This is a genomic window from Saccharomonospora glauca K62 (assembly GCF_000243395.2).
In the GTDB taxonomy this organism is placed as follows: Bacteria; Actinomycetota; Actinomycetes; order Mycobacteriales; family Pseudonocardiaceae; genus Saccharomonospora; species Saccharomonospora glauca.
In genome coordinates this window covers 3,539,749-3,556,831 of sequence record NZ_CM001484.1, presented here as the reverse complement: position 1 = coordinate 3,556,831, position 17,083 = coordinate 3,539,749, and the positions used below count along the sequence as shown (strand labels likewise).

Genomic DNA, 17,083 nt, shown 5'->3' with positions numbered 1-17,083 from the left:
ATGTTCGACACCGTGTTGGTCGCCAACCGGGGCGAGATCGCCGTGCGGGTCATCGCGACCCTGCGACGGCTGGGCATCCGGTCGGTGGCCGTGTACAGCGATGCCGACGCCGACGCCCGGCACGTCGCCGAGGCCGACGTCGCGCGCCGGGTCGGTCCGGCGGACGCGGCCCGCAGCTATCTGTCCATTCCCGACATCGTGGCCGCCGCGGTGGATACCGGAGCGCAGGCGGTGCATCCCGGCTACGGCTTCCTCGCCGAGAACGCCGAGTTCGCCAAAGCATGTCAGGAGGCGGGCCTCGTCTTCGTCGGGCCGCCGGTGTCGGCGATCGACGCGATGGGCGACAAGATCCGTGCGAAGGAGACGGTGTCGGCGGCCGGGGTCCCCGTCGTGCCCGGAGCGAACGACGTGTCCGACGTGGACTCGGTCGCGGCCGCGGCCGACCGCGCCGGTTACCCGATACTGCTCAAGCCCTCCGCCGGTGGTGGTGGCAAAGGCATGCGACTCGTGCGGGAGCCCGCGGAACTGCCCGCGGCCGTGGAGTCGGCGCAGCGGGAAGCACGGGGCGCTTTCGGCGACGACCGCCTGCTGGTGGAGAGGTACGTCACCGACCCGAGGCACATCGAGATCCAGGTCCTCGCCGACCGTCACGGCACGGTGGTGCACCTGGGAGAACGGGAGTGCAGCCTGCAGCGGCGGCACCAGAAGATCGTCGAGGAGGCCCCGTCGACGCTGCTCGACGCCGACACCCGTGCCCGCATGGGCAAGGCGGCTGTCGAGGCGGCGCGCTCGGTGGGATACGTCGGCGCGGGCACGGTCGAGTTCATCGTGTCGTCGGCGACGCCCGACGAGTTCTTCTTCCTGGAGATGAACACCCGGCTGCAGGTCGAGCACCCCGTCACCGAGATGGTGACCGGGCTCGACCTCGTGGAGTGGCAACTGCGGGTCGCGGCGGGCGAGCCGCTGGCGTTCGCCCAGGACGACGTGCGGCTCGACGGTCACGCCGTGGAGGCCCGCGTCTACGCCGAGGATCCGGCGCGTGACTTCGTGCCCACTGGGGGCACCGTGCTCGGCCTGCACGAGGCCGCCGGGCCGCACGTGCGGGTGGACTCGGGACTGCGGTCGGGCACCTCCGTGGCGTCGCACTACGACCCCATGCTGGCGAAGGTGATCGCGTGGGGTCCCGACCGGACGTCGGCGTTGCGTCGGCTCGATCGCGCGTTGGCCGACACCGCGGTGTTGGGGGTTCCGACGAACGTGTCGTTCCTGCGCTCGCTGCTGCGGCATCCCGATGTCGTGGTGGGACGGCTCGACACGGGCCTGGTGGAACGGGAACTGCCGGCGCTCACCACCGAGTCGGACCCCATGGAGTTCTTCGTCGCGGCGGCACTCGACCGGGTGTTGTCGTTGTGGCCGACGGGACCGGTGGTCGACCCGTGGGACATCCCGAGCGGGTGGCGGCTCGGCGGAAACGCCGGGACGACCATGCGCCTGCGGGCGGGGAACGCCGAAGCCCTCGTGCGGGTCGAAGGGGAGCCCGCACACGCCCGTGTCGTGGTGGACGACGCCGAACCGGTGTCCGCCTCGGCCGCCCGTGACGGGTCCGACCTCGTCGTGCGCGTGGAAGGCGAGCACCGACGGTATCGCCGCGCCGAGGCCGCCGACGGAGCCGTGTGGTACGCGAGGGAAGGCCGGGTCGTCGCGGTGAGCGAGCGTCCGAACCTGCTGGCCTCGCATGCCGAGTCGGTGGACGCCGGGCCCGTCACGAGCCCCATGCCGGGCACGGTGCTCGTCGTCAAGGTCGACGTCGGCGACGTGGTGAAGGCGGGAACACCGCTGTTGGTCGTCGAGGCGATGAAGATGGAACACACGATCACGGCACCCGTCGACGGGGTCGTGAGTCAGCTCAACGTCCGGGCGGGTCAACAGGTCGCGCTCGACGAACCCCTTGCTCTGGTCACCCCGGAAGAAGGCGAGTCATGATCGATTACAGGTTGGACGAGGAGTACGAGGACCTTCGCGCCACGGTGCGCGACTTCGCCACGTCCGAGGTAGCCCCGGTGATCGGGGAGTTCTACGAACGGGAGGAGTTCCCGTACGAGATCGTTCGCCGTATGGGGGAGATGGGGCTGTTCGGCCTGCCGTTCCCCGAGGCCTACGGCGGTATGGGCGGTGACTACTTCGCGCTGTGCCTCACTTTGGAGGAGCTGGCGCGGGTCGACTCGTCGGTTGCGATCACCCTGGAAGCCGGGGTCTCGCTCGGTGCGATGCCGCTCTACCGGTTCGGCACCGAGGAGCAGAAGCAGCGTTGGCTGCCCGAGCTGTGCGCGGGCCGGGCGTTGGGTGCCTTCGGGCTCACCGAGCCGGGCGGTGGTTCGGATGCGTCGGCGACGCGCACCACGGCCACACTCGACGGTGGCGAGTGGGTGATCAACGGCAGCAAGTCCTTCATCACCAACTCCGGCACCGACATCACCAGCATCATCACGGCGACGGCGGTCACCGGGCAGAAACCCGACGGGCGCAAGGAGATCTCCGCGATCATCGTGCCGTCGGGGACGCCGGGCCTCACGGTGCAGCCGAAGTACTCGAAGGTCGGCTGGAACGCCTCGGACACGCACGGGCTCACGTTCGACGACTGCCGGGTGCCGGAGGAGAACCTGCTCGGCGAACGCGGTCGCGGGTATGCGCAGTTCCTGTCCATCCTGGACGAAGGGCGGGTGGCGATCGCCGCGTTGTCGGTGGGACTCGCTCAGGGGTGTGTGGACGAATGCCTGCGTTACGTCGCCGAACGTGAGGCGTTCGGCCACAAGATCGGTGAGTACCAGGCGATCCAGTTCAAGATCGCCGACATGGAGATGCGCACCCACACGGCGCGGCTGGCGTACTACCAGGCGGCGGCCAAGATGCTGCGCGGCGAGCGGTTCAAGAAGGAGGCGGCCATCGCCAAGCTCGCGGCCTCCAACGCCGCCATGGACAACGCCCGCGACGCCACGCAGATCTTCGGCGGGTACGGGTTCATGAACGAGTACCCGGTGGGTCGTTTCTACCGCGACGCCAAGATCCTGGAGGTTGGCGAGGGCACCAGCGAGGTCCAGCGCATGCTCATCGCCCGAGAACTGGGCGTAACCAACTGACCGGCGTGTCCGCAGGCTACGTACGCGTGTCCGCAGTTTGTGCACACGTGTTCGCACTTCTCGTACGAGCGGGTGTACGGGAAGTGCGGACACGCGTACGAGAACTGCGGACACGAGTGCGTAAGAGGCTTGATTTCCTCGTGCGGCTCGACGCCGAGAGGGAACCCGGCTCGGCACCACACGCTGGTGTGCTGAGCCGGGCTCACCGCCCCTGCCGCCGGAGGAGCTCGTCGAAGGGCACGAATTCCTCCTCGGGCTCCACCGCGGTGGTCCGGCCGTCCAACGCGTCGGCGAGTTCGCCCGCGGCCCGGTCGATACGCCGCGAGAGTTCCTCCGCGCCCTCTCCGCCCCAGTCCTGCGACGCCGCGTACACGCTCGTGGGCATGACGAGCGCTCGCAGGTAGGCGAACATCGGCCGCACGGCGTGCTCCAGGGCGAGCGAGTGCCGTGGGGTACCGCCGGTCGCGGCGATGAGCACGGGCTTGCCCCGCAAGGCCGTGTCGTCGAGGACGTCGAAGAACGACTTGAACAACCCGCTGTAGGACGCGGTGAAAATCGGGGTGACGGCGATCAGACCGTCGGCCTTGGCCACCGCGTCGAGCTCTGTCCCCAACGCGGGTGGGGGAAAGCCGGTGACGAAGTTGTCGGCGATGTCGCGCGCGTGTTCCCGCAGTTCCACGACGTGCGGTTCCACGGGAGCGCGTCGGGCGACGGCCTCGGTCAGCCGGTCGGCGAGCAGTCGGGTGGACGACGGGGTGGTGAGCCCGGCCGTGACGACGACGAGGTTGCGTGCGCTCATGCCTCCCGCCCGCCTTCCGAGGCCCGCTTCGCCGCCAGCAAAGATTCGTGGGTGGGCGCGTCGGGCACGCCCGGAGCCCGCAGCGCGGCGAACTCCTTGCGCAGCACGGGCACGATCTCTCCCAGCATGTCGAGCTGTTCGAGCACGGTCTTGAGCGGCAGTCCGGCGTGGTCCATGAGGAACAGCTGCCGCTGATAGTCGCCCGCGTACTCGCGGAAGCTCAAGGTGCGGTCGATGACCTGCTGGGGACTGCCGACGGTGAGGGGTGTCTGCGCGGAGAACTCCTCCAGGGACGGCCCTCCGCCGTAGACGGGGGCGTGGTCGAAGTACGGCCGGAACTCGCGCACGGCGTCCTGGGAGTTCTTCCGCATGAACACCTGGCCGCCGAGGCCCACGATCGCCTGATGCGGTTCGCCGTGGCCGTAGTGCGCGAACCGCTCGCGGTACAGCTCGACCATGCGCTTGGTGTGTTCGGGAGGCCAGAAGATGTTGTTGTGGAAGAAGCCGTCGCCGTAGTAGGCGGCCTGCTCCGCGATCTGAGGACTGCGGATGGAGCCGTGCCACACGAACGGCGGCACTCCATCGAGCGGCCGGGGGGTGGCCGTGAAGCCCCGCAGCGGGGTGCGGAAGCGGCCTTCCCAGTCGACCACGTCCTTGCGCCACAGCTCGTGCAACAGGGCGTAGTTTTCCACGGCGAGGGGGATGCCCTGGCGGATGTCCTGGCCGAACCACGGGTACACGGGCGGGGTGTTGCCACGGCCGAGCATCAGGTCGACCCGACCGTCGGCGAGGTGCTGCAACATCGCGAAGTCTTCGGCGATCTTCACCGGGTCGTTGGTGGTGATCAGCGTCGTCGACGTGGACAGGATCAGCCGTTTCGTGCGCGCGGCGATGTAGCCGAGCATGGTTGTGGGCGACGACGGCACGAAGGGCGGGTTGTGGTGCTCGCCCGTGGCGAAGACGTCGAGGCCGACCTCCTCGGCCTTGAGCGCGATGCGCACCATCGCCTTGATGCGTTCGTGCTCGGTGGGCGTCCGGCCCGTGGTCGGGTCGGGTGTCACGTCACCGACGGTGAAGATGCCGAACTGCATGATGTCACCACGCTCGCGGGAGTAGTTGTGCGTTCAACTAGCACTGTAACGCGTGTTCTCGCAGAGATGTTCCGGTAGGTGGAGCCTTTCTTCGCTCGACGCGCGTGCCCGCTTCGGCGGCGTTATAACGACGAGAAGAGCGCGGAAGGAAGGTGTGACGTGGCCGTCCCCAGCGGGCTCGTGGCCGGGCCGATCTACCTCGACTACAACGCCACCACCCCGGTCGATCCCGCTGTCGTCGACGCCGTGTCGCCCTACCTGTCCGAGGCGTTCGGCAACCCGTCGAGCGAACACCACTACGGCGGCGAACCGCGGGCGGCGTTGGACCGCGCTCGGGCGCAGGTGGCCGCTCTGATCGGGACGTCGGGCGAGCGGATCGTGTTCACCGGTTCGGGGTCCGAGGCGAACGCACTCGCGGTGCACGGCGTTACCCTGGCCGCCGGGATCGACCGTCCACACGTGATCACCCAACGCACCGAGCATCCCTCCGTACTGGAGTCGTGCCGGATGTTGCGGAGCCGGTACGGCGTCGACGTCACCTGGCTGCCGGTCCGTGGGGACGGGACGGTCGACCCCGACGAGTTGGCCGCCGCGTTCACCCCGCGCACCGTGTTGGTGTCCGTCATGGCGGCGAACAACGAGACGGGGGCGTTGCAGCCGATCGCCGAGCTGGCCCGGATCACTCACGAGCACGACGCGGTGTTCCATTGCGACGCCGCTCAGGCGGTGGGGAAGCTTTCGATCGAGGTGACCGCGCTCGACGTGGACCTGCTGACCGTGGTCGGGCACAAGATGTACGCGCCGAAGGGCGTGGGAGCCCTGTACGTGCGACCCGGTGTGCGGCTGGAGCCGTTGGTGTGTGGGGGAGGGCAGGAGCGGGGACTGCGGGCGGGAACCGAGAACGTGGCCTTCGCCGTGGCGCTCGGGACCGCCGCGCGACTCGCCGGGGCCGACCTCGAAGCCGGCGTTCTCGACCGCGTCCGTACGCTGCGTGACCGGCTTCACGAACGGCTCCGCGCGGAACTGGGCGACCGGGTGAGGCTCAACGGGCCGCTGGAAGCACGGCTGCCGAACACGCTCAACGTCAGCATCGACGGCGTGCGCGGGTGGGAACTGCTTCACGCGACCCCCGAGGTGGCGGCGTCGACGGGGTCGGCCTGTCACAGCGGCCGACACGGTCCGTCCCCGGTACTGACCGCGATGGGCCTGCCCGTCGAGCGGAGCCTGTCGGCGCTGCGACTGTCGCTGGGCCGGTGGAGCACCGAGGAGGAGGTCGACCGCGCGGCCGAGTTGATCACGGCGACAGCCGTCTCGGGCCGCAGCGAGAGGCGACGCGAGGTTCACTGGGTCTGAACCGCCGTGTCCGCAGGTGACGTACTCGTGTCCGCAGGTGATGTACGCGTGTTCGCACTTGGTGTACGCCCCCGTGTGCTCCAAGTGCGAACAACCGTGCACAGTCTGCGGACACGTGTGCACAACCTGCGGACACGGCGGGTGGGAGGAATAGCCGCCACGGGGGTGGTCGTTGCGCCTGATATGCGAGCGATCATTCAGGAGCAGTACGGCGAGCCGGACGTGTTGAAACTCGCCGAGCGGCCGGACCCGAAGGTGGCGCCGGGCGAGGTGCTCATCCGCGTGAAGGCCGCGGGGGTCAACCCGGTCGATTGGAAACTCGGGGCCGGTTACCTCGACGCGATGATGGAGACCCAGTTCCCGATCATTCCGGGTTGGGACGTCGCGGGCGTCGTGGAGGCCGTGGGCCTCGACGTCTACGACTACAAGGTCGGTGACGAGGTCATCGGCTACGTGCGCAAGGACTGGGTTGCCAACGGAACGTACGCCGAACTGGTGTCCGCGAACGTGCGGCTGATCGCGCGGAAACCGGCCGCTTTGGACTGGAACGAGGCGGCGGGACTGCCGCTGGCGGGACTCACCGCGTACCAGGCGCTCAACCGGGCGCGTGTCGACAAGGGCGACACGGTGATCGTGCACGCCGCCGCGGGTGGTGTCGGTTCCTTCGCCACCCAGCTCGCCGTGGCGCGCGGGGCGCGGGTGATCGGCACGGCGTCGGAGCGCAACCACGACTTCCTGCGGGAGCTCGGTGTCGAGCCCGTCACCTACGGCGAGGGGCTGGTGGAACGGGTGCGCGCACTTGCGTCCGACGGTGTCGACGCCGCCGTGGACTGTGTGGGAGGGGAATCGGTCGACGCCTCGCGGGAGTTGCTGTCGGACCCCTCCCGCCTGGTGTCGGTGGTGGACCCGCGGGCCGACGAGGTCGGCGGGGTGAACATGTGGGTGCGTCCGGACGCCACGGACCTCGCCGAGCTGTCCCGGCTCGCCGACGAGGGCAAGGTGCGCGTGTTCGTCGACCGCGTGCTGCCGCTGGAGCAGGCCGCCGAAGCCTGGCGGCTGAGCCGTGAAGGACGTACTCGCGGAAAGATCATCCTGTCGGTGAGCTGACCTTCGCCACCGAGCGCAAATTGAGTTGTGCGGGCCTCTCCGTGGAAACCACACTGGTGGTCTTCCACGGGGAGGTCTTCTCATGTCATTCGGCTCCGAGCAGGTGGAGCAGTTCGTTCGCGATGGTTACGTGAAGCTGGAAGGAGCTTTTCCCGCCGACGTCGGCGAACGCTGTGTGCGGGAGCTGTGGGAGGCCACGGGTTGTTCCCGTACCGATCCGTCCACATGGACCCAACCCGTCATCCGGCTCGGGGGCTTTTCCACGCCGCCGTTCCGTGAGGCGGCCACGACCCCGGCGCTGCACGAGGCGTTCGACGTCCTCGTGGGCCCGGAGCGGTGGCAGCGGCTGGGTGGTCTGGGCACCTTTCCCGTCCGGTTCCCCAGCGAGGTCGACCCCGGCGACACGGGGTGGCACGTCGAGGCCAGTTACGCGGGTCCCGACGGCGAGGGCAGGGTCAACTACCGTTCGCGCGGCCGCGCGCTGCTTCTGCTGTTCCTGTTCTCCGAGGTGGGACCCGATGACGCACCCACCCGTATCCGGGTCGGTTCCCACCTTGACGTGCCTCCGCTTCTCGAATCGGCGGGGGAAGCGGGACGGGAATGGATGGCGTTGTGTCGGGACGCCGTGGCGGCATCCGAGCATCGTCCCGTGACCTTGGCGACGGGCACGGTCGGCGACGTCTATGTATGCCATCCGTTTCTCGTGCACGCGGGGCAACCGCACCACGGCCGCGCGCCACGCTTCATGGCTCAGCCACCGCTCGTTCCGAAGGGCGCGCTCGACCCCTACGCGGCCGACCCGAGTCCGGTGGAGCGAGCCATCGCCCTCGCCTCCCGTGGTGTCGAGCGATCCTGAGTGCTCAATCGCGGTGATCCGGGTTTCTCGGGCGAGTTCCGGTGGGGCTCGCCCTTTTTCTTTCGATGGGTTTTACCAATTATTCGGGTATTTCACGACTCTGTCGAAATGATTTTTCTCGACCCGCGAAGGGTGGCACCTTCCCGTTTTTGCGGGTGGTGTCCCCGGATTTTCGTGCCCCCTCTCGGGTGGCCGTGTCCCCTCTGTCGGCTCGCTCCGAGGGAGGGGTCAAAGGTGTCCGATGTCACAGCAATCCGGGGCGGGCTCTTGTAACGCCCTCTCGGCACGCGGATCTACCTGGGGATTCCCCGGCAAGTCTCGCTGTTTCGGCACGTCGGTTCCGAAGGGCGAATCGGGAAAATGTGTGACGTGTATCTCTTTTCGGTGTGTGGTGCGCGTTACTAAGCGGTTCCAAAGTTTTCAACATTCAACTAGTGGTGATGCCCGCCCGCCTCCCGAAAAAGGGGGGATACGCGAGCGACAGAGGTCATGGAGAGTTCAGTTGTTTCAGCTGAGTGCGACGACCACCGTGCTCTTGTTGGTCGGGTTCTACGGATTGACGTATCTCATGACCCGGACGATCAAGGAGAAGAAGGAGAACGTCGACGGGTTCATGGTCTCGAACAACGCGGTGGGGTTCGGGATCTCGGCTGCGAGCATGACCGCCACCTGGGTGTGGGCTGCCTCGTTCTACGCCAGCGCCACCTCGGGCTACAGCTACGGCCTGTCGGGGCCTGTCCACTACGGGCTCTGGGGCGCTCTGATGATCCTCTGCATCTACCCCTTCGGGCGGCGTTTCCGCGAGTTGGCGCCCCGCGCGCACACGCTGGCCGAGATGATGCGCGCGCGGCACGGCAAGTCCAGCCAGTTGATCCTCGCGTTCTCCAACATCGCCGGTAGCGTCATCAGCCTCACGGCGAACTTCACCGCGGCCGGTGCGTTGGTGGAGGTCCTCACTCCGTTCGACTTCATGCACGGTGTGCTGGCGGTGGCGATCGGGGTGCTCGCCTACACGCTGTGGTCGGGTTTCCGGGCCTCGGTGCTGACCGACTACGCCCAGCTCGTGGCCATGATGTTGGCCGCCGCGCTCATCATCCCGATGGTGTTCTTCGCCGCGGGTGGCACGGACGTGATCGACGAGGGAATGCTGAAGATCACCGACGAGCAGGCGGACTTCTTCTCCGGCACCGCGTTCCTCGAACAGGGTGCTCCGTACCTGGCGGCGGTGCTGGCCTACGCGGTCGGTAACCAGACCATCGCGCAGCGACTCTTCGCGGTGCGGAAGGACAAGATCAAGGCCACGTTCGTCACGGCGACGCTCGGCTACGCCGGAACCGTGATCGGTCTGGGCATGATCGGCCTGGTGGCGTTGATGGTCGGTCTGCAGCCGATGAACGGCGATATGAACAACATCATCCCGCAGATGGCGTCGGAGTACCTGCCCGCGGTGATGATCGCCTTGCTGTTCATCATGGTGATCGGTTCGCTGTCGTCCACTGCGGACTCCGACCTCGCGGCCCTGTCGTCGTTGGTGATGACCGACATCTACGGCAGGAACCTGGCCCGGAACAAGGCCAAGCCCGAGACGATGCTGCTGATCGGCCGACTGACGATGGTCGGCGCCACGGCCCTGGGCGTCATGATCGCCATGACGAAGTTCGACATCCTCGACCTGCTGGTCTTCATGGGTGGGCTGTGGGGCGCGCTGGTGTTCCCGGTCATCGTCAGCTGTTTCTGGGATCGCATCAACAACCTCGCGTTCACCGCCTCCGCGATCGCCGGTGTGGTGTTCTTCGTCGTGGCTCGGTTCGAACTGCTGGAACTGACCGGTGTCGTCGGCCTCGTGATGGAGATCGCCGCGGTGATCGGCGCGGCCGTGGTGTTCGGGCTCATGGCGTTCGGCTTCTTCGGCAAGAACGTCGGTCTCGGGGTCGGCGGGGTTTCCCTCGTCGCCCTGGCACCGTTCGTGATCGGGTTCCTGCGCGACTACCCCACGTTGCTCGGGGCGTTGGTCGCCTACGGCGCCAGCACGGTGGCGTGTGTGCTGGTCACCATGCGCAACACCGAGCGGTTTGACTTCGCGTTGCTGAACGAGCGGGTCACCGCGTTCCAGGACGAGGAGAAGCAGAACACCGAACCCGGCGACGACGCCGTCGCGGCCCGCTGAGAAGCGAGAGGAAAGACGAACATGCAGACGTTTCTCATCACGGCCTACATCCTGGTGTGGCCTTTGCTCACCCTGATCGTCCTTAGTGCGCTCACCTACGGCGTCGTCAAGGACTACCGCGACGCTCGCAAGAAGGGCACGAGGGTCGTCTGACCCCCGCGGTTCCGGCGGGGTCGCGGAGACTTCCGTGGCCCCGCCGGATTCCGGGCTACTCCTCCGTGAAGTAGTCCGGGTTGAACTCCACCGGGAACCGGCCGGGCCTCGGCAACGGCCCCTTGGGCAGCGGCTGGCCCGGTGGGACGTAGATGACCTGAATCCTTCTCGCCCACACGAACAGTTGTGCGGCGTTCGTCTTGAAGCACAGGAACGTGAGATCGATCGGCGATAGGAGGATTCGCAGTATCCTGCCGCCCAGCCCGACGTGGTTGCCCGTGTCGCCGTACACCTGGTGCAGGTGGTAGCGCCGATAGCCGTGGCTGCGGAAGTTGTGGACGGCGAGGTCGCCCATCCACCACCCCGCGAATCCGCACAGCAACCAGAAGAACCCGATCAGTACGGCGATGCTCGCCAACAGGCCTAGGAATCCCCAGTCGCTCAGCCCGCCGAGGACGAGCCCCGGCCCGAACGTGAAGAAGAGATAGATGGGTATGGCCACCTTCACGTCGTGGATCAGCGCTTTGATGAGTTCCCGCCGTGTGGCGGGCCGCCAGGTTTCGTTCGCCATGTCCGTCACCCCCAGTGTGTGAAAGCAGCGTAGGGGCGATTTCCGCGACGTCACCGGGCTTTCGGCTGTCCTCCGGCGGACATGGCAGGAGCCGGACACGCCGAGGTCACTCATTCCTCCGAGACTTCGCCCCGAGGCTGTTCCAAGCGATCGGCGTGGCGTTGGCGGCGGCGGTACCGACGATGTTCGGCACGGGCGATGGCATGGCTGGAGACGGGTGAGGTGATCGCGACGAAGACGATGGCGAGCACGGCGAAGGTGATGATCCCGGCGTTCTCGGTGGCGATGGAGGCCGCCAGGATCGCGATCACGCCGGGGCCGGTGGCCAGGCCCTGGGCGTGGAGCTGCTGGTAGGTGGTGGGCAGACGCAACACCCCGTACAAGCTGATCGTGTGCAGGACCAGGCCGAGCAGTAAAAGCGCGGCGCCGAGGACGTCGAGCAGCGTCGAGATCATCCGAAGGGCCCTCCGGAACCGAGGTACCGTGCCGTCGCGACGGTGGAGACGAAGGCCAACAGGGAGAGCGCGACCGCGGCGTCGAAGTAGTACGGCTGGCCCCGCAGGTACGACAGCAACGCCAGCAGTGAGATGACCAGGACCGCGAGCATGTCCAGGGCGACGAGACCCCGGATGGCGTCGCGGGCCCGGATCAGCACGAGTCCACCACCCACGAGCAGCAGCGTCATCCAGATCAGCGCGGGGATGAGAACGACGGTGGGCACGGCGATCACGGAAAGACCCGGCGTTGCCGCCGCTCGTAGCTGTCCCGCTGGTCGGCTCGTACCGCGTCCGGGTCTCTTGCGTCGAGTACGTGCAACAACATCTCACCTCGCCTCTCGTCGACGTCGACGACGACGGTGTCGGGAGACACCCCTACTCGAATTCCCCACGTCGTGGCCGAACTCGGCGAACTGCGTCCGATCGGGATGGTGACCGTCCCCGGTTCGGCGTCCGGAGGTTTGCGCAGGCAGTAGTGGGCCACCGTCCAACTACCACGTCCGATGTCGACCAGGGTTCCCCCGATCAGGGCGGGAAGGCCGGCGATGCGGCGCAACGCCGGACCCATGGGGCTCGCACCTTCGGTCGGCGGTATGGAGTGGATGAACCGGGCACTCGCCACCAGCAGCACGGCGAGCAGTACCCCGACGAGGATGTCACCCGGTTGGATCTGTCCCAGCGCCAACAGGTAGATCGCCGTGAGGGCGACGACCTTCGCGAACGAGCGAACCATCCACTCACCTCCGGAGCAGTGCGTCGACGGCGGTGTCGCTGAGCGCCAGCAAGGGTTCCGGCCACACCCCGGCACCCAGGACCACGAACGCCAGGACGAGCATCAGGGCCCGTAGCGGCAGCGGGCTGTTCTCGTGCCACGCCTCCCCGATGGCCGATTCCCCGACCGGGCCGCTGCGCAGCCAGAAGACGTGTTGGTACACCTGGAACAGGTAGATCAGCGACAGGGCGCTTCCGACGAAGAGCAGGACCACGAGGGTGGCGCTGTTCGCGGCGAGCGCGGTCCGGAACATCTCCAGCTTGCCGACGAAACCCACCGCGGGTGGCACGCCGGCCACGCTGAACGCTCCGACGGCGAAGGCCGTGGCCACCAGCCTTCCCCGCTGGCCGGCGCTGATGAACAGCAGGGTCTTGTTCAAACCGTTGATCACGCTGTAGAGCACCGCGGCCGTGAGCCCTATCGGCCCGCCGACGCCGATGGCCACCAGGACGTAACCGATCTGCCCGATCGTGGAGTAGGCCAGCATCTCCGCGGGATCACCACGGGACGCCGCCAGCAGGGCGCCGTAGACGATCGAGGCGGCACCGAGCACGATCAGCACGGTGGCAGCCGATTCCAGTTGCGGTTCGAACACCTCCACGCCGAACCGGAGCAGGCCGTACGCGCCGATGTTGGCGACGGCTCCACTGAGGATGGCGGCCACGGCGGGGCGCGTACCCGCGTAGACGGTGGGAAGCCAAAAGTGGAACGGAAACAATCCGACCTTGACGCTGAAGGCGACGAAGAAGCCCAGCGCGATGAGCAGCGCCGCGTTGGCGGGTACCTCGGTCATGCGGTCGGCCACGTCGCTCATCAACAACGTCCCGGACACCCGGTAGGTGCCGGCCACGGACAACAGGAAGAGAAAGGAACCCAGCAGGTTGACCGAGGTGAAGACCAACGCCGCCCGGAGCTGACGGGTGCGTCCCCCGTACGCGGTCAGCACGTAGGACACGATCATCGACAGCTCGAAGAAGACGTAGAAGTTGAACACGTCCCTGGTGAGGAACAGCCCGTTCAACCCGGTGGCCAGCAGCACCACCAGCCCCGGAAACGTCCGTAGCCGAACGCCGTTGATGGCTTCGGCGGTGGTCGCGATCAGCAGGACGAACACGGACAGCAGCGCGAACGTGAGCCCGAGGGCGTCGGCGCGCAGCACGATTCCCACGCCCACGGGCCAGCTGCCGGTCACCACCTGGATGCTGCCGTCGGTGAACACGTCGATCGCGAGCACGACGAGAGCGACCAGGTCGGCGAGGAGGGCGGCCACCGCGAGCCACGCGACCGTCGGTCGCCGTCCGTCGAACCCGACCAGCACGACCCCCGCGACCCAGGGCAGTGCCAGCGCCACCGTCACCGCCGTCACGTCGCCTCGTCGCGGTCGAGCCGTCGTTGGTCGGCCAGTGCTCGCTCGTACTCCGCCTCGCTCGTGGTCAGCTCGTCACGGCTGGCACTGCGAAACACCGTGGTGACCCGACTCACCAGCGCGAGCAGCAGCGCCACCGTAGCCAGGCCGATGACCAGGGCAGTCAGGGCCAACGCCTGGGGGACCGGGTCGGAGACCGGCCCGTCCGTCGGGGCGATCGGAGCCCCGCCCCGGAACAGCCCGGAGCCGATGAGCATCAACACGGCGCTCTGGGAGATCAGCATGATCCCGGCGGTCACCCGGATGAGTTCGTGTTGCAGGAGCAGGTAGGCGCCGCTGCCGAACAACAGCGAGGAGGTGACCGCGATCGCGAGGTTCATCGAACCTCCTCCTCCGGTTCGGTGTTGGCGAACTGGTGCAGGATCGTCGTCAGCACGCCCACCACTAGCAGCAGGATCGCCACGTCGAAAGCCAACGGGGTGAACAGTTCCAACGTGCCCACGGTGGGGACGGACTCGCCGGGGCCGGGTTTGTGGCTCAGCGGCGGTTCCCCCCACGCCAGGGGGAAGAACGCCGTGGCCAACGCCAGCAGCAAGCCGCCGAGCACCAGGGCCGGGCTGAAGCGCAACAACGGCAGGGTCCGCTCGGTGGCCGACGTTCCCATCGCCACGTACTGCAACGAGATCGTCAAGGAGATGATCATCCCGGCGCTGAAGCCGTCGCCGACCTCGGCGTAGCCCTTCACGAGCAGTGCCGCCGCGACGGCGATGCTCGGGGTGAGCAGCAGCCGAGCCACTCCTCGAACGATGACGTCGGGGTGTCTCACCACAATCGCCCCCTTCGCAGCAGAGTGGCCACCCCGACGCCCGCGATCACCAGGACGGTGATCTCCCCGAGCGTGTCCAGGCCGCGGAAGTCGGTGACGATCACGGTGACGGCGTCCTTGCCGTGGGCCACGGGCGTGAGGGTGAGAAGGTCGGTCGACACGTACGGTTCACGGGCGGGGTGGGACAGGGAGCCCCACAGGGCGAGGAACATGCCGACGCCCGCCGCGAGTCCGGCGAGCAGGTTCCGCGGGTTCTCCCTGGCCGGATCGGCGTACGGTAGTTCGGGAGCCGTGGGAGGGACACCGCTCCCTTCCCTCCGATGTCTGGGAAGCCGAGCCATGGCCACGAGGAACACCAGCGTGATCATGGTTTCGACCGTCACGGCCACCAGCGCCACGTCCGGTTCGCTGAAGAACGCGTAGACGGCGGCCAGCGCGAACCCCACCACCGCCAGGGTGAGGACCAGGGGAAGCCGAGCACGGGACCGGGTGACCGCCACCGTGGCGATGATCACCAGCGCCAGCAGGGCTATGACCAGCCAGTCGTTCCCGGACACCGTGCCGACGACGTAGGACCGTTTTCCGGGGGTGAAGGCGAAGGCCAGGCCGACCAGGATCGCGGCGGGCACGAGCACCACCGCGATGCTGTTCCGCAGGGTACGAACCTCCCGGTCGTGGACGATGCCGGACAGGGCGGACAGTCCCCGCAACGACTCCACGTAACCCCGGCGGGGGCCCCAGCGCTGTCCGAGCGCGGCCAACCACCGGGACGCACGAATGGAGAGGCGGCGTCCCACGAGCAGCAGGCCTCCCAGGGCCCAGGCCGACACCGCGAGGAGGTTCTCCGGTCGCGCGTCCAGGTGATAGGCGGGGGACAACTCCACCCCGCCGCCGTTGCTGACGTTGCCCGCGGCCTCGGCCAGTCCCGCGAACGGTTGAACCACCACCCCCGTCAGAACGGCGACCACGGCGAGGACGACGACGGGGGCGACGAGCAAGGCCGACGACGTGATCTCGGCGGTTCCACCGACGGCGTCGGCCACTCGCTCCCGGCCGAGGAACAGCCTCGTCCAGAAGCGTCCGATGTAGGCGAAGGTCAGACTCGCCGCCAGCAACGCCACCGCCGTCTGCCACGGGCCCGCTGCGTAAGCGGCCTTGAAGAAGAGCTCGTCCTTGAAGAATCCCGAGGTGAGCGGCAGAGCCGCCAAGGTCGCCGCGGCCACACCGGAGGCCACCGCCAGCACCGGCATGCGACGGCGGAGCCCGCTCAATCGGGACAGCCGGTCTTCGCCGGTGGCCATCGTCACCGCCCCGGCGGTCATGAACAGCGCGCTCTTGGCCACACCGTGGACGAGGACGTAGAACGCCGCCGCGCCGTTACCGGCCGCCCCTCCGATGCCGTACAGCAGCACCATGTAGCCGTACTGGGAGATCGTGGAGTAGGCCAGGACCTGCTTGAGCCGGTCCTGGCCCAGCGCGAGCACCCCGCCGACGACGATCGACACCGTGCCCACCACCGACAACGCGGTGAGGACGCCGTCGCTCAGGGCGAGCAACGGATGGACCCGACCGAGGACGAGTACCCCGGCCGCGACCATCGCCGCCGAGTGCAGGTAGGCCGACACCGGGGTGGGAGCGGCCATGGCGCGCGGAAGCCAGAAGTGGAGGGGGGTCTGGGCGCTCTTGGCCAGGGCGGCCACGGCCAGGAGCGCGGCCGCCGCGGTGGTGGTCGACTCGCTTTCCGCGATCCGAGCCAGCTCGGGGATCGAGAAGGTGCCGTAGCGGCCGTAGAACAGGGCCGCGGCGATGAGCATCGCGACGGCGCTGGCGACGGTGATGATGAGGGAGGCGATCGCTGCGGTGCGAGCCTCGTGGCGGTCGCGGTCGAATCCGATGAGGAAGTACGAGCAGATGGCGGTGAGGTCGAAGAAGACGAACAGCAGCACCAGGTCCTGCGCCAGCGCCAGTCCCGCCATCGACGCGGCGAACAGCACCATCCACGGCCAGAAGCGCCACCGTTCCCCGGCGGGGCGATGCTCGTGCTCCAGATGCAGGGGCAGGTACCGGCTGCCGTAGGCGAACACCAGCGCGCCGATGCCGGTGGCCAGCAGCGCGTACAGCGCGCCCAGCCCGTCGAGGGAGAAGCTCAGCCGTAGCCCGAGACTCGGGGCCCAGGGAGCGGACACCGAGAAGCCGTCGGCCGACCATGCGAGCAGGAACAGTCCGAACCCGACGGCCGCGACGGCGCACGCGACCCACCCCAGCCAGTCCGTCGCCGGGGCGCGGCGACGGGAGCCGTCGCGTGGCTCCCGAATCTCGGCGCCATGGGCAGCAGACACCTCGCTCCTCCATCAGCGGCCCCGCAGCCGCGACCTCGCAGGGTGATCG

The 17,083-nt window shown here is 68.0% G+C and carries 17 protein-coding genes; 7 read left to right on the top strand and 10 right to left on the bottom strand.

Going from position 1 to position 17,083, the window contains the following annotated elements:
- Entirely contained in the window at positions 1 to 1,983 is a 1,983-nt protein-coding gene (locus SACGLDRAFT_RS16585) for an ATP-binding protein (RefSeq protein WP_005466025.1), read from the top strand.
- Positions 1,980 to 3,137: an acyl-CoA dehydrogenase family protein gene (locus tag SACGLDRAFT_RS16580; protein WP_005466024.1), complete on the top strand. Its 1,158-nt coding sequence runs from the start codon at positions 1,980 to 1,982 to the stop codon at positions 3,135 to 3,137. The genes SACGLDRAFT_RS16585 and SACGLDRAFT_RS16580 overlap by 4 nt, the downstream gene beginning before the upstream one ends.
- Positions 3,138 to 3,339: 202 nt before the next feature.
- Here the strand turns inward: SACGLDRAFT_RS16580 and SACGLDRAFT_RS16575 are convergent, their stop codons facing one another.
- Together SACGLDRAFT_RS16575 and SACGLDRAFT_RS16570 are read right to left on the bottom strand one after the other, a co-directional pair.
- Positions 3,340 to 3,936, bottom strand: coding sequence for an FMN reductase (locus SACGLDRAFT_RS16575; protein WP_005466023.1), 597 nt, complete (start codon positions 3,934 to 3,936; stop codon positions 3,340 to 3,342).
- Entirely contained in the window at positions 3,933 to 5,027 is a 1,095-nt protein-coding gene (locus tag SACGLDRAFT_RS16570; RefSeq protein ID WP_005466022.1) for an LLM class flavin-dependent oxidoreductase, read from the bottom strand. The genes SACGLDRAFT_RS16575 and SACGLDRAFT_RS16570 overlap by 4 nt, the downstream gene beginning before the upstream one ends.
- Before the next feature lie 159 nt (positions 5,028 to 5,186).
- Between SACGLDRAFT_RS16570 and SACGLDRAFT_RS16565 the strand changes: the two genes are divergently transcribed.
- The 5 genes from SACGLDRAFT_RS16565 to SACGLDRAFT_RS22820 all read left to right on the top strand — a co-directional run bounded on the left by SACGLDRAFT_RS16565 (position 5,187) and on the right by SACGLDRAFT_RS22820 (position 10,663).
- Positions 5,187 to 6,380: a cysteine desulfurase family protein gene (locus tag SACGLDRAFT_RS16565; RefSeq protein WP_005466020.1), complete on the top strand. Its 1,194-nt coding sequence runs from the start codon at positions 5,187 to 5,189 to the stop codon at positions 6,378 to 6,380.
- A 183-nt stretch (positions 6,381 to 6,563) separates the two neighbouring features.
- The gene (locus SACGLDRAFT_RS16560) at positions 6,564 to 7,487 is read left to right on the top strand and encodes an NADP-dependent oxidoreductase (protein WP_005466019.1); all 924 of its coding nucleotides are present in this window, start codon (positions 6,564 to 6,566) and stop codon (positions 7,485 to 7,487) included.
- A gap of 82 nt (positions 7,488 to 7,569) precedes the next feature.
- On the top strand, positions 7,570 to 8,343 hold the full coding sequence (locus SACGLDRAFT_RS16555) for a phytanoyl-CoA dioxygenase family protein (RefSeq protein WP_005466018.1): 774 nt from the start codon (positions 7,570 to 7,572) through the stop codon (positions 8,341 to 8,343).
- Between the two features lie 502 nt (positions 8,344 to 8,845).
- Entirely contained in the window at positions 8,846 to 10,510 is a 1,665-nt protein-coding gene (locus SACGLDRAFT_RS16550) for a sodium:solute symporter family protein (RefSeq protein ID WP_005466017.1), read from the top strand.
- A 21-nt stretch (positions 10,511 to 10,531) separates the two neighbouring features.
- The gene (locus SACGLDRAFT_RS22820; protein ID WP_005466016.1) at positions 10,532 to 10,663 is read left to right on the top strand and encodes a putative transporter small subunit; all 132 of its coding nucleotides are present in this window, start codon (positions 10,532 to 10,534) and stop codon (positions 10,661 to 10,663) included.
- A gap of 55 nt (positions 10,664 to 10,718) precedes the next feature.
- Here the strand turns inward: SACGLDRAFT_RS22820 and SACGLDRAFT_RS16545 are convergent, their stop codons facing one another.
- The 8 genes from SACGLDRAFT_RS16545 to mbhE form a co-directional block, all read right to left on the bottom strand.
- Positions 10,719 to 11,234 carry a hypothetical protein gene (locus SACGLDRAFT_RS16545; RefSeq protein ID WP_157608832.1) on the bottom strand — a complete coding sequence of 172 codons (516 nt, stop codon included), beginning with the start codon at positions 11,232 to 11,234 and terminating at the stop codon, positions 10,719 to 10,721.
- 110 nt (positions 11,235 to 11,344) lie between these two features.
- A complete protein-coding gene (locus SACGLDRAFT_RS16540) occupies positions 11,345 to 11,689 on the bottom strand; it encodes a cation:proton antiporter (protein WP_005466014.1) in 345 nt (114 codons plus the stop codon).
- Positions 11,686 to 11,955, bottom strand: coding sequence for a monovalent cation/H+ antiporter complex subunit F (locus SACGLDRAFT_RS16535; RefSeq protein ID WP_232283985.1), 270 nt, complete (start codon positions 11,953 to 11,955; stop codon positions 11,686 to 11,688). Before SACGLDRAFT_RS16535 ends, SACGLDRAFT_RS16540 begins: the two co-directional genes overlap by 4 nt.
- A 5-nt stretch (positions 11,956 to 11,960) precedes the next feature.
- On the bottom strand, positions 11,961 to 12,464 hold the full coding sequence (locus SACGLDRAFT_RS16530; RefSeq protein ID WP_005466012.1) for a Na+/H+ antiporter subunit E: 504 nt from the start codon (positions 12,462 to 12,464) through the stop codon (positions 11,961 to 11,963).
- Positions 12,465 to 12,468: 4 nt separating this feature from the next.
- The gene (locus SACGLDRAFT_RS16525) at positions 12,469 to 13,869 is read right to left on the bottom strand and encodes a complex I subunit 5 family protein (protein WP_005466011.1); all 1,401 of its coding nucleotides are present in this window, start codon (positions 13,867 to 13,869) and stop codon (positions 12,469 to 12,471) included.
- The gene (locus SACGLDRAFT_RS16520; protein ID WP_005466010.1) at positions 13,866 to 14,249 is read right to left on the bottom strand and encodes a sodium:proton antiporter; all 384 of its coding nucleotides are present in this window, start codon (positions 14,247 to 14,249) and stop codon (positions 13,866 to 13,868) included. The genes SACGLDRAFT_RS16525 and SACGLDRAFT_RS16520 overlap by 4 nt, the downstream gene beginning before the upstream one ends.
- On the bottom strand, positions 14,246 to 14,698 hold the full coding sequence (locus tag SACGLDRAFT_RS16515; RefSeq protein ID WP_005466009.1) for an MnhB domain-containing protein: 453 nt from the start codon (positions 14,696 to 14,698) through the stop codon (positions 14,246 to 14,248). Before SACGLDRAFT_RS16515 ends, SACGLDRAFT_RS16520 begins: the two co-directional genes overlap by 4 nt.
- The gene (gene mbhE / locus SACGLDRAFT_RS16510) at positions 14,692 to 17,034 is read right to left on the bottom strand and encodes a hydrogen gas-evolving membrane-bound hydrogenase subunit E (protein WP_005466007.1); all 2,343 of its coding nucleotides are present in this window, start codon (positions 17,032 to 17,034) and stop codon (positions 14,692 to 14,694) included. The genes SACGLDRAFT_RS16515 and mbhE overlap by 7 nt, the downstream gene beginning before the upstream one ends.
- Positions 17,035 to 17,083 lie beyond the last annotated feature (49 nt).